Origin of the sequence: Enterovibrio sp. FF113 (assembly GCF_041439165.1) — a bacterium.
GTDB classification, from domain to species: Bacteria; Pseudomonadota; Gammaproteobacteria; order Enterobacterales; family Vibrionaceae; genus Enterovibrio; species Enterovibrio norvegicus_A.
In genome coordinates this window covers 40,168-63,509 of sequence record NZ_JBGONO010000015.1, presented here as the reverse complement: position 1 = coordinate 63,509, position 23,342 = coordinate 40,168, and the positions used below count along the sequence as shown (strand labels likewise).

The window sequence follows — 23,342 nt, the reverse complement described above, 5'->3', positions numbered from 1 at the left end:
GGGCTTTCATGCACTTACGTCTTGTCTCACTTCTTTTTATATCGGTATTGGCGGGATGCGCAAAAAGCGTTTACACCGACTACGATCAACAGTATCCCTACAGTGACATTCAATCTTTCAATATCGTCGCCCACCCATCTTCTGTACCGATCTCTTTGGATGACAGTCGAATAAAACGCGCGGTAGAAGAAGAATTACTCCTACTGGGCCTGACGGAGGCCGATAACGCCCCAAGTGTAAATATTCGATACTTTATTGAGTCTAAAACTGAAAGTGTGGCTTATGGTCCATCTTTTCGTTTTGGTTATGGCTTCAATCGAATTGGCATTGGTTACGAAACCCCCGTTCGTGTTGAAGAGCGAGACTATGGACAACTGGTCGTGGAGATGGTCGACCCAATCACAAACCAAGTGATTTGGCGCGCCATATCGAATAGAAAGCTCACTGATAACATGACGCCATCAAGCAAAAATGTTTTCATTCAGGAACAAGTCAAAGAAATGTTCAAACAGTTTCCTCCGGATAAAAGCAGCTAAAGCAGCGTTTGCTTCAATAGCGAATGTCGGCCAAGACTAGAATGGAAGAACAATACATGTCAGCAACACTACTTATTAAAAATGTTGTTATTCGTGGTCAAGAACCCCTCTCGCAAATTTTAATTGAAGATGGCGTGATTCGTGTCATTGAAAGCAATGATATAGATATCTGTGCCAATCCTGACATCAAGGTTATCGATGCAGAAAAAGGCATGGCCTTGCCGCCATTTTGTGAACCACATATTCACTTAGACACCACCCAAACAGCTGGCGAACCACGCTGGAATATATCAGGCACACTGTTTGAAGGAATTGAGTGCTGGGCAGAGCGCAAAGCGCTCTTGTCGATTGAAGATGTGAAAAAACGTGCCATGCAAACACTCAAGTGGCAAATCGCGAACGGCATCCAGCACGTTCGCACACACGTTGATGTCTCTGACCCCAAGCTGACCGCGCTCAAAGCCATGTTGGAAGTGAAAGAAGAAATGAAAAACTGGGTGGATATCCAGATTGTCGCATTTCCACAAGAAGGCATTCTTTCTTACCCCAATGGCAAAGCGTTACTGGAAGAAGCCGTGAAAATGGGAGCGGATGTTGTGGGCGCAATACCCCACTTCGAATTCACCCGCGAGTACGGTGTTGAGTCGTTGCATTTTGCATTTGAGCTCGCGCGAAAATATGATCGGCTTATCGACGTACATTGCGATGAAATCGATGATGAGCAATCCCGCTTTGTCGAAACTGTTGCTGCGCTGGCACACAAACACGATATGGGCGCTAAAGTCACTGCCAGTCATACCACGGCAATGCACAGTTATAATGGCGCGTATACTTCACGGTTATTCCGTTTACTTAGCATGTCAGGCATCAATTTCGTCGCCAACCCTTTGGTGAATATTCATCTGCAAGGTCGATTTGATGATTATCCGAAACGCCGTGGCATAACTCGCGTAAAAGAAATGCTGGCCGCCAATATCAACGTCTGTTTTGGCCATGATGATGTGTTCGACCCTTGGTACCCACTTGGGACTGCCAACATGCTACAAGTCGTCCACATGGGCATGCACGTCTGCCAGATCATGGGGTACGACCAACTGAATCATTCTCTTGATCTAATCAGCCATCACTCAGCACGCACGCTAAACATTCAAGGTCGCTACGGCATTGAAATTGGAAAGCCAGGTAACTTGATTATTCTTCCTGCAGAGAATGATTTCGATGCTCTACGTCGTCAGGTCCCAGTGCGCTTCTCCATACGCCACGGAAACGTCATAGCAGAAACACATCCAGCAACAACATCGATCCACTTGCAGTCCACAGAAGTCGTTACTTTTAAACGCTAGGTTTCCAATGCCCTGCAACAACTGGGCATTGGCTCCCCATGTCCGTTCGTCGCGTTAAATTTGCGATGTTGTTTTCAAAATATGGCTAACTTTCTATACACTTTAATAATGTGAGTGTTTAATAGAGTGATGCTTTTACAACGATGAGAATCACGCCATGCCCCCTCAGATCATCATTCTCAACGGCACAGGTAGTTCGGGAAAAACCAGCATTGCCCGCGTGCTCATCGAGAAACTGCAAACCCAGTATCTAAATTTCAGTATTGATAGCGTCTTGTATTCACTTCCTCCTAGCGATCTTCAAAAAATGATGGCGGGTAAAGCCATTACTCGCGACGGTTACAGTTACACAAAATTAGTGGAAGGTTACCATCAAGCTGCACGCGGACTGGCAAAGGCAGGCTGCAGATTGATTCTCGATAATGCATGGATACCTGAGAAGGAAAAACTCGATATGCTCAACGCATTGTCAGAGTTTGATGTTTGTCTCGTAGGCGTGAAATGTCATTTGCTTGTGGCAATGGAACGAGAACGCCAGCGTGGAGATCGTGCCATTGGATTGGCAGAAAGTGAATACAACCATGTACACACCAATATGAGCTATGACTTTGAAGTAGACACAACAAAACTCTCTTCAGAGGTCAGTGCTGACCAAATCATGGCCTTTTTCAAAACTAAGCCTGCACTTTCAGGCGCACCCACCAGCAGAAAAACGTTAGAAAAGATCGCGATATCCGAAACTCAAGTCGCAAACTAACGCAGACAAAAACCCGCGATGTTTTTATTTCTTTTCTTGGCACACTGAGAGTTCAACCAGAACACTAACGCGAAGCAGCTTAAAAACATTGTGCCCCCACCTCCGCCGCCACCAACTGCTTCTGCGCTGGGCTGATCTGAGCCTGATGTTTCCGACATCGACAATGTTGCGCCCTCAAAGGCTTGAGAACCATAAATCATCACGTAGTACGTGCCCGCACTCATTCCAGACAAGGAACAAACTTCCTGATTTGAACTTGATGACGATCGGCAGTCATACAATGTGGTAGTCGGTGCTGCTCCTGCTCGTACATAAAGGTCTGCATCACCCAAACCTCCAGCCAAAGAAATGGTTACGCCACCCGCAGAAAAACCACTAGCATTCAGTGTTGCGCGATTTGAAGCTAACACGCCAGCACTGGTGATGGTAAAGGAATAATAAATTGCCTCACCAACAGTGCCCTGCAGATTGGTTATCGGTGTCGCAGGGTCGATAGGGTCAGCGCGCTGTTCTGGCGGCAACGATGGCGTGCTTTTTTGCAGAGATAATGCCACACCAGCAAAGTCACTATAGCCATGAAGCATCACATAGAATGTGTCTCCTGCCTCGCCAGATGCCGTGCATGTTTCATTATTTCCGTAATAGTAGGGCCGGCAATCGAAATCTGACTGAGACGGTGTACTACCGAGGTTCAAATACAAGTCTGCGTCACCCGAACCGCCAGCGATACTCACGTCCAAATCACTACCATCGTCAGGTATCTCGAAGAGATAGAACAACATGTCGCCCCGGCTGCCCGCGAGGCTTAACACACTCTCTCCTACCGCTAATGTTTGAGGTGGCGTTACCGTAACATCAAGTTCTATCGTTGCACCGCTATAACTCGTGTCTCCAACCACCAACACGTTGTATTCGCCGCTTCCCTGCAAGGTCACGTAGCACACTTCATTGTTGTTTGCCCCAGCCGCGATGCAATCATAATCCGAAGGAGTCGGCCAGCCGTTGTACTTCACATACAGGTCGGCATTACCCGTCCCACCAGACATGGCGACCGTAGCATTATCCGTGTTTGTCGGAAGCGAGAAGTAATAATAGGTTTCAGATCCCGCACCGCCGCTAGTATTCGAAACTGGTATTTCATCCAACAATTCGATTGCATCCAAACAGGCGTAGACACCCACCTGTTCAAAAGCGTCGATCACATCTGAAGTGTTGTAACCGAGATCGTCTGCGGCTCGAACAACGCCGCAACCGCCATCATCAAAATCAGAGCTTGCTTCCCAATACAGTTTGTTGGCGAATGCAAACGCTTCAAATGCCTTTCTGATATCCCAACCTGAGGTATTGGCAAGGAGATAAAAAGCACGATTAAACACACCGCTCGAGTAGTGAACATCCATACCCGAATAATACTCACTGGCATGATCAATCGAACGACCATCATCGGATGGGGTCACGAAGTAGCGCAACCCGCTGCCAGTTTTGAAGATGTCAGCACCGACTACCCAATCAACACTACCCTTCCAGTAATACTCTGCCGCCTCACCCGCAATATCGGAAAAAGCTTCATTGATGCCGCCCGACATTCCCGAATAAATCAGATTGGAATTTTGACTTGTGAATCCATGGCTAACCTCATGCGCAGACACATTGACATCTACCAAGGGATAAAAGGTGCTGTAACCATCTCCAAATGTCATGGATGATCCATTCCAAAAAGCATTTTCGTAGTTGTTGCTGTAATGCACCCTCATCACAAGCTGGAAAGAAAGGGGCGCCATACTCAGCCAATCGTTGTACATATCAAACACAAGCTGACCAAAGAAATGCGCATCGTTCAAAGGAGAGTTGGCACCGTTGATGCTTTTGTGTGTATTGGTATTGCTGCTGTCATTACACGTATATGAAAACGCGGTAGACCCCGACGTTCCATGGTTCAAATTAACGGTTTTCACATTGGTATTCTCAAGCGTACAAGTATTGTCTGCCTTATTGATATTCAAGCCTGCGTAATCAACACCGTAGTCATAACGCCCTGTTTTCGTGTTGCCACCTGGCCCTTGACCAATATCTGCCGCATGCGCTAAACCTTCCCACATTTTGAGGATATTACCCGTTTTTGCATCGATGTAAGCATGTGGTCGTGTTGGTTTTTGAGTTGGAATAAAAAAGCTGACTTCATAAACTAAGCGAGGAATATTGTTATCATCGAGCCATACAAACAACTCGCTAGTTTCATCTTCAGGGATAACAACATCAACAAAAGGCGGTGACAGCAGGTACTGATTTTTAAGTAATTGTTTTGCACGTTGATGACTGACCGAGGGGGTGACGGCCGTCAAACTTTGAGACAACCCAGTCACATGTTTACCGCGTGCATTGGAAAAACCACCAGCATCTTTATCAGAAACAATACGGCCTTTTCGAACAGGCAGACCTTGATAGTATTGCTGGTGTTTCGACTTGACCTTGCCATTAGGCAAAACAACGGTTTCGATAGGTACAAATCCAGAAAATGGCGATTGCGAGCGCGAATAGGTAGCGCGCTGAACGTCTGAGAGCAATGCGCTTTGACCGCTTACCTTTTCGATGTTTGCTGCAGTCGCGACGGCGACTGGCGAACAGAGAAAACACAAAGCACTGAATTGACGCCAACATACCATAAATACAACACCAAAATCTTATATGAGACAGCTGATCGCTATTCAATAATCATGGTTGATGATCGGTGATTGATAAAGGCATGGACATGAGTTAGTCGCGGTTATTCTTGGCACGGAAATGTGTATCAATGTAAGGCGCTGATGTGCAATACATTGTGTTATATCGCCACTATCTGTGGCCACCATCGTTTTCCAACACTGACCTGCACACCAATACGAAAACACCTGCAAACCCCACGATCTCCTTCAACACGCTAAACTTTAGGAAATAGCGGCCTCGCTAACTGCGCAATATCAAAAACAGCGCTTGCTGTCCCTTGATAAGCCTCAATTTAGTCAGTAGTGTTGCGCCGAAGCATTTTACCGATTTAAGTACTCGCGTATAACAGGAAGCACCAGTGGAACAACTTCAGTCACTCATCACTTTTTTTAGTGAGCACAAATTTCTCCTGACCTTGTTGATCATCACCGTCATCTGGACGATTCGACGCATCATGATCAAGTTCATTTGGGGCGATACCAATTTTCTTAGCGAAGAACAGCGCAAATGGATCTCACAAACCAAAAACGGATCCTTCACCATTCTGCTGATCGTGATGTTTTTGGTCTGGCAGTCAGAGATCAATGAATTTGCACTGTCACTGACTGCCATTGCGGTAGCCGTGGTGGTTGCTTCGAAGGAAATCATTCTGTGTTTTACAGGATCGATCCAACGCGCGAGTTCGCGGTCGTTTCAAATTGGTGAATGGATTGAAGTCGGCTCTCTGTGCGGTGAAGTGATTGAGCACAATTTGATGGCGACAAAAATTCAGGAAATCGATCTCTACCACGGGACGTACAACTACACAGGTAAAACTGCTACGTTTCCTAACAGCCTATTTTTCACCACACCAGTAAAGAACCTTAATTTCATGAAACGCTATGTTTATCATGAATTTAAAATCACAGTAAAAGAAACAACCAATTTATACCCAATGGTACCAAGCCTATTGGCGCACATTGATGATCACTGCCAAGATTTCTATGAAGTGGCCACGCGATACAACCATGTGATTGAGCGTCATGCTGGTGTCGATCTCCCTGGCGCCGATCCGCACGTACAAGTCACATCGACGGACTTAGGAGACCCACAGGTCCATATTCGTATATTTTGCCCGACAGAACGCGCCACAGAATTAGAACAGTTGATCCGCGAAGATTTCATGACGCTTTATTGCGAACGCATACTAAAACACCCCCCCATTGCGATATCAGAAGACTTGCTGACAGAGCTTGAGTCTAAGGCCCTACACTGCTGATTCATCAGAAAAGTCACGCCATACGGCTGCCTCAATAAAAAGGCAGCCGTAACTTGTTACTGCCTAATTACCTGAACCCTCGCTGCACCACAAAGTAAAAAAATCATCATTCCTCATAAAGAAAAGTACTTTTCTTCACCGCTTTTATTCACTATTGCCTTTTTTTGTACTTACATTGTTAAACAGATGTTAACACCAACGATGTTCATCTTTTAACCATGAGGAACTAAAAATGCTGTCTACAAGGAAAACGTTAACCGCCTTTGCTGCATGCTGTACCGCTTTCTCAATGTCCGCTTCTGCGGCGACCGAATTAACCATCGCGACGGTGAATAACGGTCACATGATCGAAATGCAAAAGCTTAGCGAAGAGTTTGAAAAACAGAACCCCGATATAAAACTTAATTGGGTGACACTCGAAGAAGGTGTACTCCGTCAACGTGTCACTACAGATATCGCGACCAAAGGTGGTCAGTTTGATGTCATGACAATCGGTATGTACGAGACCCCGATTTGGGCAGAGAAAGGTTGGTTGAAAGAAATCGAAACCGATGCTGCCTACGACGTAGATGACCTACTTCCGTCAATGCGCGCAGGCTTATCAGTCGACGGCAAACTATATGCCGTTCCGTTCTACGGCGAAAGCTCCATGGTTATGTACCGTAAAGATCTGGTCGACAAGGCCGGTATGACAGTCCCAGATCGCGCAACGTGGGGACACATTCGTGATGTTGCCGCAGCGATTCACGATCCGGATAACGGCGTTTACGGTATCTGTCTTCGTGGTAAACCTGGTTGGGGCGACAACACCGCTTTCGTCACCACCATGGCGAATTCGTTCGGCGCTCAATGGTTTGATGAAAACTGGAAACCACAGCTAAACTCGCCAGAGTGGAACCACGCCGTTAACTTCTACGTGGATCTTCTGAGCACTTACGGCCCTCCGGGCTCAAGCTCGAACAGCTTTAACGAAATCCTCGCCCTGTTCAATGAAGGCAAGTGCGGTATGTGGATTGACGCCACTATTGCAGCATCATTCATTACCGATCCAAAACAGAGCAAAGTGCATGACAAAGTCGCCTTTGCACAGTCTCCTGTCGCTGTCACCGATCGCGGTGCAAACTGGTTGTGGGCTTGGGCGCTGGCAGTACCCGCAGCAACCCAAAACACGGAAGCAGCACAGAAATTTGTCACTTGGGCTACGTCAAAAGACTACATCAAGTTAGTGGCTGAGAAGAATGGTTGGGCAAGCGTACCGACAGGTACACGCCAATCAACGTATGAGACACAAGCATTCCTTGATGCCGCATCGTTTGCTGAAGCGGAACTGGCTGCCATCAATTCGGCAGATCCCGCCAACAGCACACAGAACCCAAGCCCTTACGTTGGTGTTCAATTTGCTGCCATCCCTGAATTCCAAGCGATTGGTATTGCGACGGGTCAGCAATTGTCTTCTGCACTAGCAGGCAAAACAACGGTAGAAAAAGCGCTTCAAAGTGCCAACAAGTCAGCTGATCGCGAAATGCGTAAGTCTGGGTACTACAAGTAAACCCCTTTCGCCGGACAGTTCGCTGTCCGGCTACTTCTTCTTTAGTTTTTCGGATAGTCGCTATGCAAAAATGGTTGCCTCGACTGCTGGTTGCGCCCTCCTTTGTCAGCTTGCTGCTCTGGATGATCGTCCCTCTTTCCATGACGATATATTTCTCAACCATCAGATATAACCTGCTTTACCCCGGAGAGAACGAATTTATCGGCTCGATGAATTTCGAGTTCTTTTATACCGATGATGCATTCTGGCCTGCACTGATCAACACCTTGACCTTAGTTGGCATGGTGCTAGTGGTCACTGTAATTGGCGCGCTGCTCATCGCCATTGCGTTAGATAAGCCCTTTTTTGGTCGCGGCATTGCACGTGTCCTGCTTATTTCTCCTTTTTTCATCATGCCCACTGTCAACGCCCTGATCTGGAAAAATATGATGATGCACCCCGTTTATGGTGTGCTGGCATCAGTGTGGGAAAGTGTTGGGCTGGAGCCTATAGATTGGCTTACCGCTTTCCCTCTTGGCTCCATCATCACCATGGTCAGTTGGCAATGGATGCCCTTTGCACTGCTCATTTTTATCACATCGCTACAATCGATGGATCACGAACAAAAAGAAGCGGCACTGCTTGATGGTGCAACAGGCTGGCAAGTATTTCGTTATCTCACGCTGCCACACCTGGCCCGTCCCATTGCGGTCGTGATGATGATTGAAACCATCTTCATGTTGTCGATATTTGCTGAAATTTTTGTCACCACAGGCGGCGGTCCGGGCTACGAGTCCACCAACCTCGCCTTCCTGATCTTCGCGCAAGCACTGATGCAATTCGACGTGGGTGTCGCCTCTGCGGGTGGTTTGATTGCAGTCATTCTCGCCAACATTGTTGCGTTCTTCCTCATCCGTGCCATTGGCAAAAACTTGGTCGCTTAAGGAGGCATCATGGCTAAACAAGTTTCACTTATCGACCAAACTGGCTGGCTCCGTCCCATTATTTGTTGGGCATTGGCGCTACTGGTCTTTTTCCCAATTTTTATGATGCTAATAACGGCATTCAAAACCGAACAACAAGCGATTTCGGTGCCACCCGCGTTCATCTTTGAACCAACGATTGAAAACTTTGGCATTGTGCAAGAGCGCAGCGACTACATGAAGTTTGCGATTAACTCGGTGATCACAGCGTTCGGCTCAACAATATTGGCGTTACTCATTGCGATTCCCGCGGCCTATTCCATGGCGTTTTATCCTCAAAAACACACCAAGGATATGTTGCTTTGGATGTTGTCTACCAAAATGCTTCCAGCGGTTGGCGTATTGATCCCTATCTATGTGCTGTGCCAAAAGACAGGACTACTCGATACCACGTTTGCACTCACGATTATTTATACCCTGATCAATCTGCCGATTGTGGTGTGGATGCTGTTCTCTTACTTCAAGGACATCCCGCGTGACATCCTTGAAGCAGTGCGCCTTGATGGTGCAGATACGCTAGGAGAAATTCGTCATGTGTTGCTTCCATTATCGTTAGGGGGCATTGCTTCTACCGCATTGCTATCCATCGTATTGAGTTGGAACGAAGCATTTTGGTCAATCAACTTAACGTCTGCTAACGCAGGCACGCTGGCCACCATGATTTCCACCTATTCAAGTCCAGAAGGATTGTTCTGGGCGAAGCTGTCTGCTGCATCTACGCTTGCGTGTGCGCCTATCGTCATTCTGGGTTGGTTCTGTCAGAAACAACTGGTTCAAGGATTAACCTTCGGGGCTGTTAAATGAGCTACTTACAAGTCAAAAACTTATACAAGAAATACGGTGACGTCCTTGCGCTTAAGGACATCGACTTCGAGATTAAAAAAGGGGAATTCGTTGTTTTCGTGGGACCGTCAGGTTGCGGTAAATCAACGTTGCTACGGACAATTGCCGGCTTAGAGTCTTCTTCTGACGGGGATATTCGATTGGACGGTGAGTCGATCATTGAAACCCACCCCTCTAAGCGCGACGTGGCCATGGTGTTTCAAAGCTATGCGCTTTATCCGCACATGTCGGTGAAAGACAACATGTCATTTGCGCTCAAACTAGCAAAACGCCCACCGCAAGAAATAGAAGAAAAAGTTGGTAACGTTGCCAAAGCGCTAAAACTTGAAGCACTGCTTGACCGCAAGCCAAAAGCGCTTTCCGGCGGTCAGCGTCAGCGGGTGGCCATTGGTCGCGCCATCGTGCGAAATCCAAAAGTCTTTCTGTTTGATGAACCTTTGTCTAACCTCGATGCGGCGTTGCGTGTCGAAATGCGCATCGAACTTTCAAGGCTGCATCAAGAACTTCAAAGCACCATGATTTACGTCACGCATGATCAAATTGAAGCCATGACGTTAGCCGACAAAGTGGTGATCATGAGCCAAGGTGAAGTTGCCCAAATCGGTACACCACTTGAGCTTTATCACCAGCCTGCCAGCCGTTTCGTTGCCACCTTCATCGGCACACCCAAAATGAATACCTTGTCCGTTAACAAGGTATTTAGTGGAGAGATGTTAGACGTTACCTTCAATGACGACGCCCGAATTCTTTTACCCAAAGAGGCATATACAGAGCGCGCTTTGGAAGCCGGAAGCATTGGCTTTCGCCCTGAATCCTTGAGCATTTGCGCCACCGATGAAGGTCATATCAACGGAGATGTCGAAGTCATCGAACAGTTGGGCAGCGAAACGCTAACCTACGTCCGTACCTTAAGTGGCGAAACCATCGTCGTGCGTGCAGACCCTAAATTCACGCCTAAGTTGCGTGATGCTGTTGGCGTAAAATTGGACCCATCAAAAGTTTATCTTTTTGACAAAGAAGAAAAAGCCACCAACATATACGGCGAGGTTAGCCATGTCTGAAAACAACCGCCTTGTGCATTTTGGTATTGGTGCCTTCCACCGCGGTCATCAGGCTTTTTACTTGAAGCTGCTCAACGAGCAGCTCCCAGAAGCTGATCGCTGGTATTACACCGATGTGAATTTACGAGATGACACACGCCGTATACCCGATGCGTTGAAACAGCAACAAGGTCTCTATCATTTCAAACGCATCGCCCCAGATGGCACTGCACAATACATTGAGATAGACAGTATCGACCGCGTAGAAGATGCCTCAGCCGACCCTTCTGTGATTGAACGTATATTCAATGATAGCGCCGTTAAAGCCCTAACTATTACAGTGACAGAAGCGGGTTACTACCTTACTGACAGCGACGATCTCAACCTCGCCAATCTTGAGATTTCACATGACATAAAGGTAATTAGCCAAGGTAGTGGACAACCTCAAACTCTGTATGGCTACCTCGCACTCGCACTGCTCACTCGCCAAAGTATGGCATCAGGCGCTATCACCGTCGCCACGTGCGATAACTTACGCGACAACGGTAAGCGTCTTGAAAAAGCTTTTGGTCAGTTTATTGAGGCCGCTGAGTTAAGTGACCTTTCAAACTGGATGAGTGACAACGTCACTTTCCCGTGTTCGATGGTGGACAGAATTACACCCGTGCCACCAGCGAATCTGTCACAAGAGATTAAGCGAGAGTTAGGCGTGGATGATGCCTGCCCAATCATGGGCGAAAATTTCGAGCAATGGGTCATCGAAGACAAATTCGCGACCGACTTTCCCCCATTGGAAAAAGTCGGCGTGACCTTCACCAACAAGGTGCATGCGTTTGAAGAAGCAAAAATCCGCATTCTAAATGGCGGACATTTTCTGCTGTCCTATGTCGGTGCGCTGCGTGGCTATCAAACCTACGATGAGAATGTTCGAGACGCCAATCTCAACGAATGGCTCAAGCAGTATCATCAAAATGAAGTCATCCCGACGATTTACGACCGACCGTTTGATTTAGAAGAATATCGAGCAATCATCATTTCTCGTTTCAGCAATGCTTACATTGCCGATTCCATCGAACGTATAGCAATGGACAGCATCAGCAAATTTCCACAGTTTATTTTGCCAACGGTGAAACTCAATCTAGAACGAGATTATATCCCGACCGCTGCCATGAGGCTCATTGCACACTGGTACTGCTTTCTGGCACTCAACATCAGTGGTCGCTTTGCGTTTAACTATAAAGACCCCTACCTCGCGGTTGCAGAAGGGTGGATGGAGCAAACTGACCCAATCGATGCCTTCTTGCAAGACCCTGATGTCTGGCAGGGGCTCAATCAACGTTATCCGTTTTTCGGTGAATCCCTTGCCATTCAAATCAAGCAGACCTTAGACGAATATGAGGAGCGCTACCCATGACACTTTCTCTCGACCTTCACGGTAAGCCGGTGCTCGATAGCAAAGTCGCGTTACTTACTGGTGCGAACGGTGGCATTGGTCTGGCGGTGGCCTATGCCTACCTCGCCAGCGGGGCGAAATGTGTGATAGTCGATTTACCCCAAGATCCCTCCCCTGGCGTGAGTGCCCTACTCGATAAATATGGCGACAACCTTGCGTATCTGCATGCTGACCTCACAGATGCTGAGGCGCGTCAGCATATTGTCAGCGCCGTAGTATCGAAGTTTGGCGGCATTGATGTGCTGTTTAACAATGCGGCGGTGTTCGACATGGGGCCGTTCCTTGAAGCCACTGAAGCGCAGTTTGACAAGCTGTTCAACGTCAACGTGAAAGCCATGTTCTTTCTGATGCAAGATGTCGCTAAGGCGATGGTTGAAGCTGGGAACGGTGGCAAGATCATCAATATGGCGTCACAAGCAGGACGACGAGGAGAAGCGCTCGTCGCCCATTACTGCGCGACCAAGGCTGCGGTGGTCAGTTACACCCAATCCGCAGCGCTTGCCCTTGCAGAGCACGGGATTACAGTGAATGGCATTTCGCCTGGCGTGGTTGATACCCCAATGTGGGATAGCGTGGATGCCCTGTTTGCCAAGTACGAAAACCGCCAACTGGGTGAAAAGAAAAAACTCGTGGGTGAAGACGTCCCCCTCGGGAAAATGGGTGTGCCCAATGATATTGCCGGCATGGCACTGTTTCTTGCCTCGCCGTTATCGGACTACATCACCGCCCAGACATACAATGTCGATGGCGGCAACGTGATGAGCTAACGATATGACGACCTATCTCGGTATTGATATTGGTACGTCAGCGGTGAAAGTGCTGTTGGTTGACAGCCACGGTGATGTACTTGATAGCCACTCAGAATCTTATGGGATCGACTCGCCGCAGCCATTGTGGAACGAGCAAAACCCAGATGTATGGTGGCAAGCCACCGTCAATTCGCTCAAAGCGCTACAAGCCGTGAATGAATCAGCATGGCGTCAGGTTGCAGCGATTGGGCTATCAGGCCAAATGCACGGTGCAGTGTGCCTTGATGACCAAGGCCAACCATTGCGTCCTGCTATCTTATGGAATGACGGTCGCGCCTTCCAAGAGAGCGCAACACTCAACCGTTTGTGCCCGAACATAGGGCACACCGCAGGCGTTCCGGCCATGCCTGGCTTTACCGCGCCAAAGCTGCTTTGGTTGCATGAACATGAACCTGACGTTTTTCGCCGTATCCACAAAGTTATTCTGCCGAAAGATTATGTCCGTCTAAAACTGACCGGCACGTATTGTACCGATGTGAGTGATGCAGCCGGCACGGTATGGCTCGATGAAGCCAAGCGCGATTGGGATGATGACATTTTGCAAGCTTGTCACCTGACGCGAGTGCAAATGCCAACGCTGATTGAAGGTAATGGAAACAGCGGCACACTGCTAGAAGACATCGCAAATCAACTTGGCTTATCCACGCAAGTCTGTGTCGCAGGAGGCGCGGGTGATGCGTCAGCCGGCGGTATTGGCATTGGGGCGATCAACGAAGGCGATGCCTTTTTATCTCTCGGCACATCTGGTCAGATATTCGTTGCCAAAGAGCAACACCTCGCCAACCCAGATGCTTACATTCATGCCTTCGCACATGCGCTGCCAAACCGATGGTGCCATATGGCTTGCCTACTTAATGGAGCCAGTCCACTTCAGTGGTTTTCCACCATTACGTCAACACCCATTGCAACATTGTTAGAAGAAGCAGAAAGCCAGCACAATATTCATGACTCCGTCTATTTTCTTCCCTATCTCACAGGCGAGCGTACCCCGCATAACAATCCTTTTGCAACGGGCAGTTTTGAAGGTATTACGGGGCAGACCCAACGCAGTGACATGACACAAGCCATTCTGGAAGGCATCGCATTCAGCTTTCGAGATTGTTTGCTAGCACTCAACAGTCGTCATCCCTCTTTAACAGCACTTGGTGCCATTGGAGGCGGAGCGAAAAGTGCGTTCTGGCTTCAGATCCTAGCAGATGTATTAAACGTCCCCATTCACAAATACCAAGGCGCTGAAACCGGGCCAGCAATGGGCGCCGCTAGACTCGCTATTTTGAGCCACACTCAACAAGATATCGAATCAGTCTGCACTCCGCCGCCTGTTGAAGCGATCTTTTTGCCCGATCCCGACAGACACAATATCTATGTGAAAAAGCACGTGCATTTTGACCGTTTGTATCAAGCGCTGTCGCCGACCTATGGTCACACAAGCAAGTAGAGGTTACACCTAATGTCAGTTGCTCAAGATCCGGTTTGGGAATTTATACAGATAGAAGATAAGTCCGTGTTCTATAAAGAACATGGTGTGCCGCACCACAGCATTCACTGGCATGTGCACGAACAATATGAACTGCATCTCATCGTAAAAACCAATGGCAAGGCCATGATAGGTAACCACTTGGGTCCTTTCTCACCAGGCCAACTTACCTTGGTAGGGCCGTGGTTGCCTCATAACTGGGAAAGCCAGTTAGCGCCAGGGGAAACGCACGAACTGCGTGACATGGTGATCCTGTTTAAACCTGATCTTTTCTATACCGCTGCAAAGTCATTTCCTGAACTCGTCCAATTTGGTCCATTACTTGAGCAAGCTAAAATGGGGATTGAGTTTTTAAATGTCCCTTTTGATACGGCCGTGGAGTATTTTACTAAAGTAAAACAAAGTGAAGGCGTGACACGCTTGGTGAACTTTCTTTCGTTTATTGATTATCTCAGCCATCGAAATACGCGCTTGCTTTCGAATATGCCAGCATCAGAAGTGAAAGATGCAGGTACCTTGCAAACACGAATCAATGAAGTGGTGGACTACGTGATGCAAAACTATCAGCATCCGCTTCGATTAAAAACGCTTGCTGATAAATTGGGCATGACAGAATCATACTTCTCTCGTTTCTTTCATCAATCCTCAGGACATCGATTTACTGACTTCGTCAACCGCGTCAGAATCCAACGCGCCTGTGTGCTTCTGAGTGATACCAATAACACCATTGCCGACATCAGCCAAACGGTCGGTTTCCACAATCTCGCGAACTTCAGTCGACAATTTCGTCGTATTAACGGGATAAGCCCGCTGGCTTACCGCAAGAAACACCTATCTCCAAGTCGAAATCTCTAGACCGATTCGACACTAAGACCAATAAAAAGACGGCTTAGTCGCGTATCAAGGACGATGATCAAAACTTTGAATCTGACCGGTTTTTGGTGCATACGCCTTTTCAAGGGCATCGATTTCCAAAAACTGGATCAGCGCCAAACTGGCGGCGCAGTAGCTCTGTTTTTCCTCAAATACAGCGCGCGCCACATCAATGCTTTCCTCAGCGAATCGTCGAATTTCCATTGAATTCTGACTATCACTGAACGTAATCTGTTGTTGTAAAAGCATCGTGCGTAAGTGACTGCTGCAAACAGATTCACTCGTGTTCACTTGTTGCCGATCATAAAGAGGCTTGCCTCTAGCCGCCTCAGATCCGTTTGTAATTTCAGCGCAAAACACCGACGGCACAAACAATAAGAACAGAAAAAAAGCAGAGACATAAAAGGAAGAGCGCATAAGTAACAACATCAAACTTATCAACCTGTTATTAGGTTGAAGATTATTTCATAGATAGGAGTGATTGTTGATACCGCATTCCATTTTTTGAAGCAGGATAGTGTAACGAAACCTATACCCGATGACTTAGAGTCCAACGTGTCAACGCACCACACGTGCCATATTGTCAAAGATACCCAGTGGCGTTTACGTTCAAACGGGGCGTGTTAGACACCTCCCGTCACATCAATAATGGTACCCGTGGAGAAAGACGCGTCATTGGACAATAAAAAGCAGATTGCAGCAGCAACTTCTTCTGGGCTACCACCACGCTGCAAAGGAATACGCGGGGTAAGGCGAGCAATACGGTCAGGCTCTCCGCCATCAGCATGAATATCAGTATGGATTAGACCCGGCCTCACACCGTTAACACGAATACCTTCTTCCGCCACTTCCTTTGACAGCCCAATAGTCAATGTATCCACCGCACCTTTACTGGCGGCATAATCGACGTACTCGTTTGGCGAACCCGTGCGGGAGGCCCCAGAAGACACATTAACTATCGCACCACCTTTGCCACCGGATGATATCGCCATACGTTTGATGGCTTCGCGAGCACAGAGAAAGCTCCCCGTTACATTGGCGAGCAATACCTTGTTAATGCGGTCGGCATTCATGTCCACCAGCTTACTTTGAGTAAACAAAATACCCGCATTGTTAACCAATCGAGTTAGCGGTATACCGAATGTATCGATACAAGCAAACAGTGCCATCACCTCCTCTTCCTGCGATATGTCTGCTTGAACTGCAAAAGCATGGCCCCCCGTGGCTTTAATGGACGAAACCACAGCATCGGCTGCATCCTTTCTTGAATGGTAATTCACACAAACCACAAAGCCTTGTTCAGCAAGACGCTTCGCTGTCGCCGCGCCAATGCCTCGACTTGCCCCAGTCACGAGGGCAATTTCTTGATGCTTTTGTCCCATCACTTCTTACCAGCATTGGGGAAATCAATATCTTCTATGTCAACGACTTGCCAAGGACGTCCTTGATTGCGGAAGATGCGCTTGTTTAAGCGTGGATAATCCGCTTCATCATGTGCAAGACGCTGCCCTACAACAATACATCGCAGTGTGCTCTCTCCGGTATTGATCATGGTATGTGGTAACCCTCCCGCGGGATAACCAATAAAATCGCCCTGTGAGACAGGGAATACCTCTTCATCAATAGTAACTTCCGCATTACCTGCCAGCACATAGACACATTCATCTTCAAAATAGTGAACATGGTATTGGGTTGACTCATGGCCCGGCTCAATCTCAATGATATGAAAACCCAATCCTGTCAGGCCAACGAGATCACCCAATGATTTGCTCTTTCTAACCGCATTGGCATTCAAAAAGTGGGTTTTGGTCACCCCTTCCATTTCTTCAATGGCTTGTTTTTTGATGATGTATTCGCTCATAGTCGTCGTCCTTTTCCTTTAGCCAACGATATTGACTTAACATACCGTCCACTGGCAGCACAAGTTGCCTGAGTTTATTCAATCATAAAGGAGTATCACTTCATTAGCTGACAAGCAAAACAGGACGCGAAGAATGAGCGCAAGTTATTGAAAGCGCGAGAAGGGTCTAGACATATACCCAAGTAGCCTAAAGACACTTGTTCAGTGACAATGGGTTTGGGTATGTATCAGTGAAGTTTAGGACTGAATGATGCATCCAAATCTATTCGTTCACCGTCGAGTGCAATCGGATTCATCACTTCATCAAAGCGCGGATCGGAGAGCATTTTTTCCATACCCTGATCACGCACTTGTCGTGACGGCCAGATAATCCACGAAAACAGGACGACGGATTTGGCGTTGTGATTGCTACTTTGTGAAGGGTAGTCATCAGAGTTTTGGTCACTGCAATGCACTACATTGATCGCACCATAGGCACGCATCAACGGGATAGCGTCAGTCACAAGGCGTCGATAAGTTTCTTTGTTTGTTACGGGTAAGGCGGTAACTAAGCCATCAACATATAGCATGATCTATTTCCTCAGCCGTTCGCGATTACTGATATCGGAACCCGAAATGCGGCGTTATGATCAAGCCACTGACTTTGTTGCTTTTTGGTTAAAACTTTTTAAGGTTTTTTAGCCTTTTTTCAACCTATGCCTACGCATTTTTTGACGTATGCAGCATGGATAAAAAGAAGCGAGTTTGAGATTTAATATTAATCTTGTTGCACTCCCCGTTGCTGACTCATCATCGAGAAATGCATAAAGTTTCTTATGTGTTATTGATTTTGCGGAAGAACATTTTGCGAAAGAAAAGCATGAGGAAATAACGTGACTAAAAGAAGAGATATAGAACGAGAGAGAACATCACCCGGTCACCAAACACTTTTGAATTGCTCAATCATGTAAATAATATCCGAGCCCATCTCGCCAAACTCTTTCGCAGACAGTTTACGATCGAGAAAATCGTTGTACCCACGCAGTTCTTGCTTATCAAAATGCTCCAAATTTTTAAATCCCATGGACCAATCTGGAAATACACGTTTGGTGATCTCACTGCGCTCAAGCACCACTACGCTGGTATGACGATCATCTTGCTGAATTTGACAATAAAGCCTTTCAACAGCTTGCTGCTCACCCTCTAAGATCTGAAAGAAATTTCCTTTTGCATAAAGTAGCAACCCACTGATGTTGTTTCCTGCGTTGTGTGTACGTGCTTTACCTAGAAGCTGCATTAGCTTTGATTCACTAAACTCAATGGTGGCAGCACTCGCATAGATTAACCGAAACATTCATACCCCGAAAACGCACAATTTCACGCTGTTAGCGACATTTACTCTAGTTGTCTAATAAATATAGTCGTTTATACACGATAAACATAAACACACTTATGCAACGAGATTACGCATAGCCAAATAACCTCAAGATGCTTGTTCAGCGAGAATTTTTGGGCGTTAGGCACGTCACTGAGTAGAACAGTAGAAGGGCAGAGAAAGTAAGGAGAGATGAAATATTAGTGAGACGTTTCAGGGAATATTCGATTGAAATATGGACACAGGAATAGGCAGATCTTGCCCTGTATCCTGGAACAGCTTAAACGCCGCCGAGATACGGTGACCACCATCCTGAAGAATGTAGGTTTTTCCACATGCACACCGAATCAGTTGAATCGCCTCTTTTATACTGTCACCGCTTTTGAGGCTTTTTAGCACACTTTTAAAGCGTGCATCGTCACCACGCAACCATTGGAGATCCATCTTTACCAATTCACTGACTGGGATCAATTCCATGGCGTTTTACCTCATATTCAAAGCATGCAGAACAGCCACTATGACGCAACAAATCCTAAATATTGGAACTATAAGTGAGACTATCGGTGTTCCCATTTTTGTCGCGTACCTGGCTTGAAGGCCGATAGCTCTCCGTTATTCGTTTGCCATTAGCCATTTTTTCAACAAAGCTGCGAGTTGTGCTTGTTCATTGTCATCGAGCGAAGACAGCATTTCTCGTTCATTGTCGACATGCGCTTCCACCACTTTGTCGATTAATACCAAACCTTCCGTTGTCAGCGTCACGAGGCAGCTTCTTCTGTCTATTTCGCTTGCTTGTCGTTCAACTAATCCACGCTTCACCAACCCATCAACGCGAGTGCTCATCGCACCAGATGACAGCATCAACGTCTGATAAAGTTCTGTCGGGGTGACCGCTTCACCCGCTCGACGTAACGAGGCGAGAATATCAAATTCAATATTGCTCAGATCAAATTGCTTAAACACCCCATCAACCCGAATGGTCATTAACTGTTTCGCACGACCTACGCGCCCAATGACCCCCATAGGAGAACAGTCCAAATCCGGCCTTTGCGCCTTCCACTGGGCCAAAATTGTATCAACGTGATCCGTTTTCATTACGCCTCCAAAAGTATCTTTTGTAAAAGATACTTGATCGAAAACACGAAAGCGAATACTTTATCTTTTACAAAAGATACTTTTTAGCGAAATATCAATGAGGAGCTCACCGTGCCAAATTATTTACTCGCAGCACTTGTTCCCATTCTGTGGGGCAGCACCTACGCTGCGGTGAGTCTCTTCTTATCAGATTTATCGCCATTTTGGGTGGCAGTATGGCGTGCACTACCCGCAGGCCTTTTGCTGTTAATACTAAAACCCGGTCGGCCCCCTTTGCCTTGGAGCAAAATGACACTGCTTAGTGTGTTCAACATTGCGGCTTTCTTTCCTCTCCTTTTTATCGCAGCGTATCGCCTACCTGGCTCCGTCGCGGGTACCTTAGGCGCGACACTTCCTTTACAACTGATGTTGGTTCAGTGGCTAGTCGAAGGAAAAAAACCAGAATTTAAAATGCTGGTACTGGCTTTAGTTGGGTTAGGTGGTGTTGTGCTTATCCTTAATCCCAGTGCAGATATCGACCCAATCGGCGCAGCAGCCGCATTGACAGCGACGGCACTCGTGGCACGTTCATCATTGTGGTTAAAAAACTGGCCAGTGACTGACATTTTTCGCCTCACTGCGTGGCAATTGACGCTGGGTGGATTGATGTTGGTGCCAATCGCCTTTTTGGTCGAAGGCATGCCAAAAGCACTGACTCTGCATGAACTGCCCGGTTTGCTTTGGGTAAGTTTGCTAAACAGCTCTTTCGCATATTGGGCATTTTCACGTTCAATCAAAAAGATTGGTGCCGATTCAATGGCGATGATCAGTATGCTCAACCCTGTAGCCGCAGTGACTCTTGGCATTTTCCTTGTCGGCGAAGTCTTAGGGCCCTATCAATGGTTAGGTATCTCAATCGTAATGTTGAGTTTATTGCTGATGGTAAGAATGAAGCAAAAAGCAGTCAGAAAGGCTTCGCTCAAAGGGTTGTGACAAACGCTTACTGCGATGCGTCGTTATTCAATCAATGTCGACTTAATAAAGGTATGGATAAGGAGGCTTTGAAAGGCCTTTCTTGCTCTCGTTTAATGAGCAGACGACACATAATGGCAACACTGATGCACTCCATCACCAAAGAAACTTGATCTAAGTCGAGGATTTGAGTTCATGTTGATGCATAACGCTCCTCCCTTAACTTGAATCAATCCCCCATCGATAGATAACAGATCAGTGAATAACATCAACATTCCCTTCGTATGCAGCCTGATATAAATCATACATAGCGCATGACCTTCGGTTACTTCCAAAAACACAAACTTGAACAGCGCCCAAACACAGTGCTAAATGCAGGATGATTTTACTTAATGGAGGAAGCGATCATGGAAATACGCATAGACGATCTCAGTGGTAACGAAATTCAGGCACTCCTCCAACAGCACCTCAATCGCATGCACGAAATTAGCCCTGCAGAGAGTGTTCATGCACTTGATTTGAATGGACTGAAAAGCCCAGATGTCACGCTCTGGAGTGCGTGGGTCGATGGTGAGTTGGCAGGTTGCGGAGCGCTAAAGCAAATTAGCCCCTCACATGGCGAAATCAAATCAATGCGTACATCAGAGAACTTTCTTCGTCGTGGCGTTGCTGCGAACCTCCTCGCACATATTCTTCAAGAGTCACGCAGACGCCAATACTCACGTCTAAGTTTAGAAACGGGCACTGAAACAGAATTTGAACCCGCACGGAGACTTTATCAACGTTTTGGTTTTGAAAACTGCTCACCGTTTGCTGAATACGTCGAAGATCCTAATAGCGCTTTTTTCACACGTGCTTTGCAGCAGTTCAGTCCAGCCCTCTAATCCAGTGTTATAGATTTAGAAGAGCCTATGAACCATAGAATTGAAATTGTTGACTACCACCCGCGTTACACCGAGCAAACCATCATGATGTGGCGAGCAAGTAAAGAAAAAGCCATAGGAAAACCTGAAGCACACAATCTAGAAGCACATCGCTATTATTTAAACCGAATTCTCGCGGCAACGAACCGGATTTATCTAGCCATTGAACGCAGAACCGGACGCGTGCTAGGCATGATTGCTGCAGAAGAAGCGTTTATTACTCAACTCTATGTTGCGCCAGGTTCACAGCGGCAAGGGATTGGTTCTTCTTTAGTTCACTTAATTAAAGAAACCGCCAGCGGGGATCTGCGGCTGTATACATTCGAAGTCAATAAAGGTGCTCGCTACTTTTGGGAGAAACATGGCTTTATCGAACGTGAAATCGGCCAACACGATAATGAAGAAGGCTTAGTCGATATACTTTGCGAGTGGCACAATAGGTCGGCTTTTAGCAGAACCATACATTATGCGTACTCGTAATACGTTATCGCCCTTCTCTTATCGTTAAACGATGCTGTTACACCATCAAGCACCCACGACGAACTCAACTGACTTAAAGGTGTTTGTTCAGAGAGGCATTGTTGTCAAAGCCCCTCAAAGGGGCCACAATCCTTAGACTTTTCTCCTCACATTGCACGAGATGTGCGAATCTGAATCCTATATCTAGAAGTTAGTCAGGCATGACGACAATCTCCTATCTCTTTTACGATAAACAATTCTCGCCAAATGTAGCAATGCAGCGCAAAGACTCACAACGCTTAGCGCGTAAAGGATAGGCCGCAAGCCTTGATGAATATAATTTATCGTGACAAATGAAAAATTGACTTGTCGCTTATAGAGCAAAGCTGTAAGTTGCGCCCTCCTTAGTGCGGTGCTGTCAATGTGGATGCGATAATTGTGCCGCCGGAGCTGTAACGATAGTGTTGATTATTCAATCAGTTCTTATAAATGTGAGCGGAATATATTCGCAAAGCAACTATCGTTTACTTGAGTAGTGTCAACGACTGACGCGCTCACTCCATCTTTCCGACATTTTTTATCCGGGGCATTGACAGAGATGACTAACAACAACACCACTCGACCAACACACGTCGAGAACTCAAACCAAACATTGGCAGATTCAAAAATGTTGGTTGGTTGGCGCGAATGGGTGAGCCTGCCTGAGCTAAACATCTCTGCAATTAAAGCAAAAGTGGATACCGGCGCGCGAACGTCTTGCCTGCATACGTTTGGCATCGAAGAATACGAAAAAGATGGCGAAAAATGGGTGAAGTTTATGATTCATCCTATCCAAGACGACAACATCACTCAAGAAGAGTGCCATGCAAAAGTCAAAGACATGCGAACAGTGCGTGACTCCGGCGGCCATGAGACACTCCGCTATGTGATCGAAACGCAGCTAATTATTGGAAACTTGAGCTATCTGATTGAGATGACATTGACTGCACGCGATAGCATGATATTTAGAATGTTATTGGGACGCACCGCAATGGAAGGCCGCTTGCTGGTTGATTCAGAAGCATCATTTATCGTTGAAGCGCCACAAGGTTAAGTT

24 protein-coding genes are annotated in these 23,342 nt (G+C 46.9%); 16 read left to right on the top strand and 8 right to left on the bottom strand.

Annotated features, from left to right (window positions below; genetic code table 11):
• Positions 1-8 precede the first annotated feature (8 nt).
• The 3 genes from ACED36_RS13425 to ACED36_RS13415 all read left to right on the top strand — a co-directional run bounded on the left by ACED36_RS13425 (position 9) and on the right by ACED36_RS13415 (position 2,636).
• The gene (locus ACED36_RS13425) at positions 9-536 is read left to right on the top strand and encodes a DUF4136 domain-containing protein (protein WP_017003306.1); all 528 of its coding nucleotides are present in this window, start codon (positions 9-11) and stop codon (positions 534-536) included.
• A gap of 56 nt (positions 537-592) precedes the next feature.
• Complete coding sequence (locus ACED36_RS13420) at positions 593-1,879, top strand: cytosine deaminase (RefSeq protein WP_017006316.1); 1,287 nt, start codon at positions 593-595, stop codon at positions 1,877-1,879.
• Between the two features lie 157 nt (positions 1,880-2,036).
• Positions 2,037-2,636, top strand: a complete 600-nt coding sequence (locus ACED36_RS13415; protein WP_016960409.1) for a chloramphenicol phosphotransferase CPT family protein — start codon at positions 2,037-2,039, stop codon at positions 2,634-2,636.
• Here the strand turns inward: ACED36_RS13415 and ACED36_RS13410 are convergent.
• Positions 2,633-5,299, bottom strand: a complete 2,667-nt coding sequence (locus ACED36_RS13410) for a M4 family metallopeptidase (RefSeq protein ID WP_371733418.1) — start codon at positions 5,297-5,299, stop codon at positions 2,633-2,635. The genes ACED36_RS13415 and ACED36_RS13410 overlap by 4 nt on opposite strands.
• A 398-nt stretch (positions 5,300-5,697) precedes the next feature.
• On the opposite strand from ACED36_RS13410, the gene ACED36_RS13405 reads away from it, so the two are divergent.
• The 9 genes from ACED36_RS13405 (at position 5,698) to ACED36_RS13365 (ending at position 15,585) form a co-directional block, all read left to right on the top strand.
• On the top strand, positions 5,698-6,597 hold the full coding sequence (locus tag ACED36_RS13405; RefSeq protein ID WP_016960407.1) for a mechanosensitive ion channel family protein: 900 nt from the start codon (positions 5,698-5,700) through the stop codon (positions 6,595-6,597).
• 232 nt (positions 6,598-6,829) lie between these two features.
• Positions 6,830-8,146 (top strand): sugar ABC transporter substrate-binding protein, encoded by a 1,317-nt coding sequence (locus ACED36_RS13400; RefSeq protein WP_016960406.1) that lies wholly within the window; start codon positions 6,830-6,832, stop codon positions 8,144-8,146.
• Positions 8,147-8,208: 62 nt separating this feature from the next.
• Positions 8,209-9,069: a carbohydrate ABC transporter permease gene (locus ACED36_RS13395; protein ID WP_016960405.1), complete on the top strand. Its 861-nt coding sequence runs from the start codon at positions 8,209-8,211 to the stop codon at positions 9,067-9,069.
• A 9-nt stretch (positions 9,070-9,078) separates the two neighbouring features.
• Positions 9,079-9,912 (top strand): carbohydrate ABC transporter permease, encoded by an 834-nt coding sequence (locus ACED36_RS13390; RefSeq protein WP_016960404.1) that lies wholly within the window; start codon positions 9,079-9,081, stop codon positions 9,910-9,912.
• The gene (locus tag ACED36_RS13385; protein WP_016960403.1) at positions 9,909-11,012 is read left to right on the top strand and encodes an ABC transporter ATP-binding protein; all 1,104 of its coding nucleotides are present in this window, start codon (positions 9,909-9,911) and stop codon (positions 11,010-11,012) included. The genes ACED36_RS13390 and ACED36_RS13385 overlap by 4 nt, the downstream gene beginning before the upstream one ends.
• Entirely contained in the window at positions 11,005-12,405 is a 1,401-nt protein-coding gene (locus ACED36_RS13380) for a mannitol dehydrogenase family protein (RefSeq protein ID WP_017003303.1), read from the top strand. Before ACED36_RS13385 ends, ACED36_RS13380 begins: the two co-directional genes overlap by 8 nt.
• Positions 12,402-13,211, top strand: a complete 810-nt coding sequence (locus tag ACED36_RS13375; protein WP_017006315.1) for an L-iditol 2-dehydrogenase — start codon at positions 12,402-12,404, stop codon at positions 13,209-13,211. The genes ACED36_RS13380 and ACED36_RS13375 overlap by 4 nt, the downstream gene beginning before the upstream one ends.
• 4 nt (positions 13,212-13,215) lie before the next feature.
• On the top strand, positions 13,216-14,691 hold the full coding sequence (gene xylB, locus ACED36_RS13370; RefSeq protein WP_017006314.1) for a xylulokinase: 1,476 nt from the start codon (positions 13,216-13,218) through the stop codon (positions 14,689-14,691).
• A 12-nt stretch (positions 14,692-14,703) separates the two neighbouring features.
• Complete coding sequence (locus ACED36_RS13365; protein WP_016960399.1) at positions 14,704-15,585, top strand: AraC family transcriptional regulator; 882 nt, start codon at positions 14,704-14,706, stop codon at positions 15,583-15,585.
• 45 nt (positions 15,586-15,630) lie between these two features.
• Here ACED36_RS13365 and ACED36_RS13360 read toward each other — a convergent pair whose 3' ends face one another.
• The 7 genes from ACED36_RS13360 to ACED36_RS13330 form a co-directional block, all read right to left on the bottom strand.
• Positions 15,631-16,032 carry a hypothetical protein gene (locus ACED36_RS13360; protein ID WP_017003301.1) on the bottom strand — a complete coding sequence of 134 codons (402 nt, stop codon included), beginning with the start codon at positions 16,030-16,032 and terminating at the stop codon, positions 15,631-15,633.
• Between the two features lie 194 nt (positions 16,033-16,226).
• Complete coding sequence (locus tag ACED36_RS13355; RefSeq protein WP_017006313.1) at positions 16,227-16,985, bottom strand: SDR family oxidoreductase; 759 nt, start codon at positions 16,983-16,985, stop codon at positions 16,227-16,229.
• The gene (locus tag ACED36_RS13350; RefSeq protein ID WP_017006312.1) at positions 16,985-17,464 is read right to left on the bottom strand and encodes a cupin domain-containing protein; all 480 of its coding nucleotides are present in this window, start codon (positions 17,462-17,464) and stop codon (positions 16,985-16,987) included. Before ACED36_RS13350 ends, ACED36_RS13355 begins: the two co-directional genes overlap by 1 nt.
• A 227-nt stretch (positions 17,465-17,691) precedes the next feature.
• Complete coding sequence (locus ACED36_RS13345; protein WP_016960396.1) at positions 17,692-18,033, bottom strand: DUF1428 domain-containing protein; 342 nt, start codon at positions 18,031-18,033, stop codon at positions 17,692-17,694.
• Between the two features lie 347 nt (positions 18,034-18,380).
• Entirely contained in the window at positions 18,381-18,797 is a 417-nt protein-coding gene (locus tag ACED36_RS13340; protein ID WP_017003299.1) for a BLUF domain-containing protein, read from the bottom strand.
• 234 nt (positions 18,798-19,031) lie between these two features.
• Positions 19,032-19,295, bottom strand: a complete 264-nt coding sequence (locus tag ACED36_RS13335; RefSeq protein WP_016960394.1) for a hypothetical protein — start codon at positions 19,293-19,295, stop codon at positions 19,032-19,034.
• Positions 19,296-19,430: 135 nt separating this feature from the next.
• Entirely contained in the window at positions 19,431-19,913 is a 483-nt protein-coding gene (locus ACED36_RS13330; RefSeq protein ID WP_017003298.1) for a MarR family winged helix-turn-helix transcriptional regulator, read from the bottom strand.
• Between the two features lie 111 nt (positions 19,914-20,024).
• On the opposite strand from ACED36_RS13330, the gene ACED36_RS13325 reads away from it, so the two are divergent.
• The 4 genes from ACED36_RS13325 (at position 20,025) to ACED36_RS13310 (ending at position 23,339) form a co-directional block, all read left to right on the top strand.
• A complete protein-coding gene (locus tag ACED36_RS13325) occupies positions 20,025-20,885 on the top strand; it encodes a DMT family transporter (RefSeq protein ID WP_017003297.1) in 861 nt (286 codons plus the stop codon).
• Between the two features lie 386 nt (positions 20,886-21,271).
• A complete protein-coding gene (locus ACED36_RS13320) occupies positions 21,272-21,748 on the top strand; it encodes a GNAT family N-acetyltransferase (RefSeq protein WP_017003296.1) in 477 nt (158 codons plus the stop codon).
• Between the two features lie 27 nt (positions 21,749-21,775).
• Complete coding sequence (locus tag ACED36_RS13315; RefSeq protein WP_017003295.1) at positions 21,776-22,267, top strand: N-acetyltransferase; 492 nt, start codon at positions 21,776-21,778, stop codon at positions 22,265-22,267.
• A 646-nt stretch (positions 22,268-22,913) separates the two neighbouring features.
• Entirely contained in the window at positions 22,914-23,339 is a 426-nt protein-coding gene (locus tag ACED36_RS13310) for an ATP-dependent zinc protease (RefSeq protein ID WP_198928382.1), read from the top strand.
• Positions 23,340-23,342 lie beyond the last annotated feature (3 nt).

Coding starts and splice junctions, on each gene's coding strand:
- ACED36_RS13425 (WP_017003306.1), top strand. CDS start 9: ATGCACTTACGTCTTGTCTCACTTCTTTTTATATCGGTATTGGCGGGA.
- ACED36_RS13420 (WP_017006316.1), top strand. CDS start 593: ATGTCAGCAACACTACTTATTAAAAATGTTGTTATTCGTGGTCAAGAA.
- ACED36_RS13415 (WP_016960409.1), top strand. CDS start 2,037: ATGCCCCCTCAGATCATCATTCTCAACGGCACAGGTAGTTCGGGAAAA.
- ACED36_RS13410 (WP_371733418.1), bottom strand. CDS start 5,299: ATGGTATGTTGGCGTCAATTCAGTGCTTTGTGTTTTCTCTGTTCGCCA.
- ACED36_RS13400 (WP_016960406.1), top strand. CDS start 6,830: ATGCTGTCTACAAGGAAAACGTTAACCGCCTTTGCTGCATGCTGTACC.
- ACED36_RS13395 (WP_016960405.1), top strand. CDS start 8,209: ATGCAAAAATGGTTGCCTCGACTGCTGGTTGCGCCCTCCTTTGTCAGC.
- ACED36_RS13390 (WP_016960404.1), top strand. CDS start 9,079: ATGGCTAAACAAGTTTCACTTATCGACCAAACTGGCTGGCTCCGTCCC.
- ACED36_RS13385 (WP_016960403.1), top strand. CDS start 9,909: ATGAGCTACTTACAAGTCAAAAACTTATACAAGAAATACGGTGACGTC.
- ACED36_RS13380 (WP_017003303.1), top strand. CDS start 11,005: ATGTCTGAAAACAACCGCCTTGTGCATTTTGGTATTGGTGCCTTCCAC.
- ACED36_RS13375 (WP_017006315.1), top strand. CDS start 12,402: ATGACACTTTCTCTCGACCTTCACGGTAAGCCGGTGCTCGATAGCAAA.
- xylB (WP_017006314.1), top strand. CDS start 13,216: ATGACGACCTATCTCGGTATTGATATTGGTACGTCAGCGGTGAAAGTG.
- ACED36_RS13365 (WP_016960399.1), top strand. CDS start 14,704: ATGTCAGTTGCTCAAGATCCGGTTTGGGAATTTATACAGATAGAAGAT.
- ACED36_RS13360 (WP_017003301.1), bottom strand. CDS start 16,032: ATGTTGTTACTTATGCGCTCTTCCTTTTATGTCTCTGCTTTTTTTCTG.
- ACED36_RS13355 (WP_017006313.1), bottom strand. CDS start 16,985: ATGGGACAAAAGCATCAAGAAATTGCCCTCGTGACTGGGGCAAGTCGA.
- ACED36_RS13350 (WP_017006312.1), bottom strand. CDS start 17,464: ATGAGCGAATACATCATCAAAAAACAAGCCATTGAAGAAATGGAAGGG.
- ACED36_RS13345 (WP_016960396.1), bottom strand. CDS start 18,033: ATGCTATATGTTGATGGCTTAGTTACCGCCTTACCCGTAACAAACAAA.
- ACED36_RS13340 (WP_017003299.1), bottom strand. CDS start 18,797: ATGTTTCGGTTAATCTATGCGAGTGCTGCCACCATTGAGTTTAGTGAA.
- ACED36_RS13335 (WP_016960394.1), bottom strand. CDS start 19,295: ATGGAATTGATCCCAGTCAGTGAATTGGTAAAGATGGATCTCCAATGG.
- ACED36_RS13330 (WP_017003298.1), bottom strand. CDS start 19,913: ATGAAAACGGATCACGTTGATACAATTTTGGCCCAGTGGAAGGCGCAA.
- ACED36_RS13320 (WP_017003296.1), top strand. CDS start 21,272: ATGGAAATACGCATAGACGATCTCAGTGGTAACGAAATTCAGGCACTC.
- ACED36_RS13315 (WP_017003295.1), top strand. CDS start 21,776: ATGAACCATAGAATTGAAATTGTTGACTACCACCCGCGTTACACCGAG.
- ACED36_RS13310 (WP_198928382.1), top strand. CDS start 22,914: ATGTTGGTTGGTTGGCGCGAATGGGTGAGCCTGCCTGAGCTAAACATC.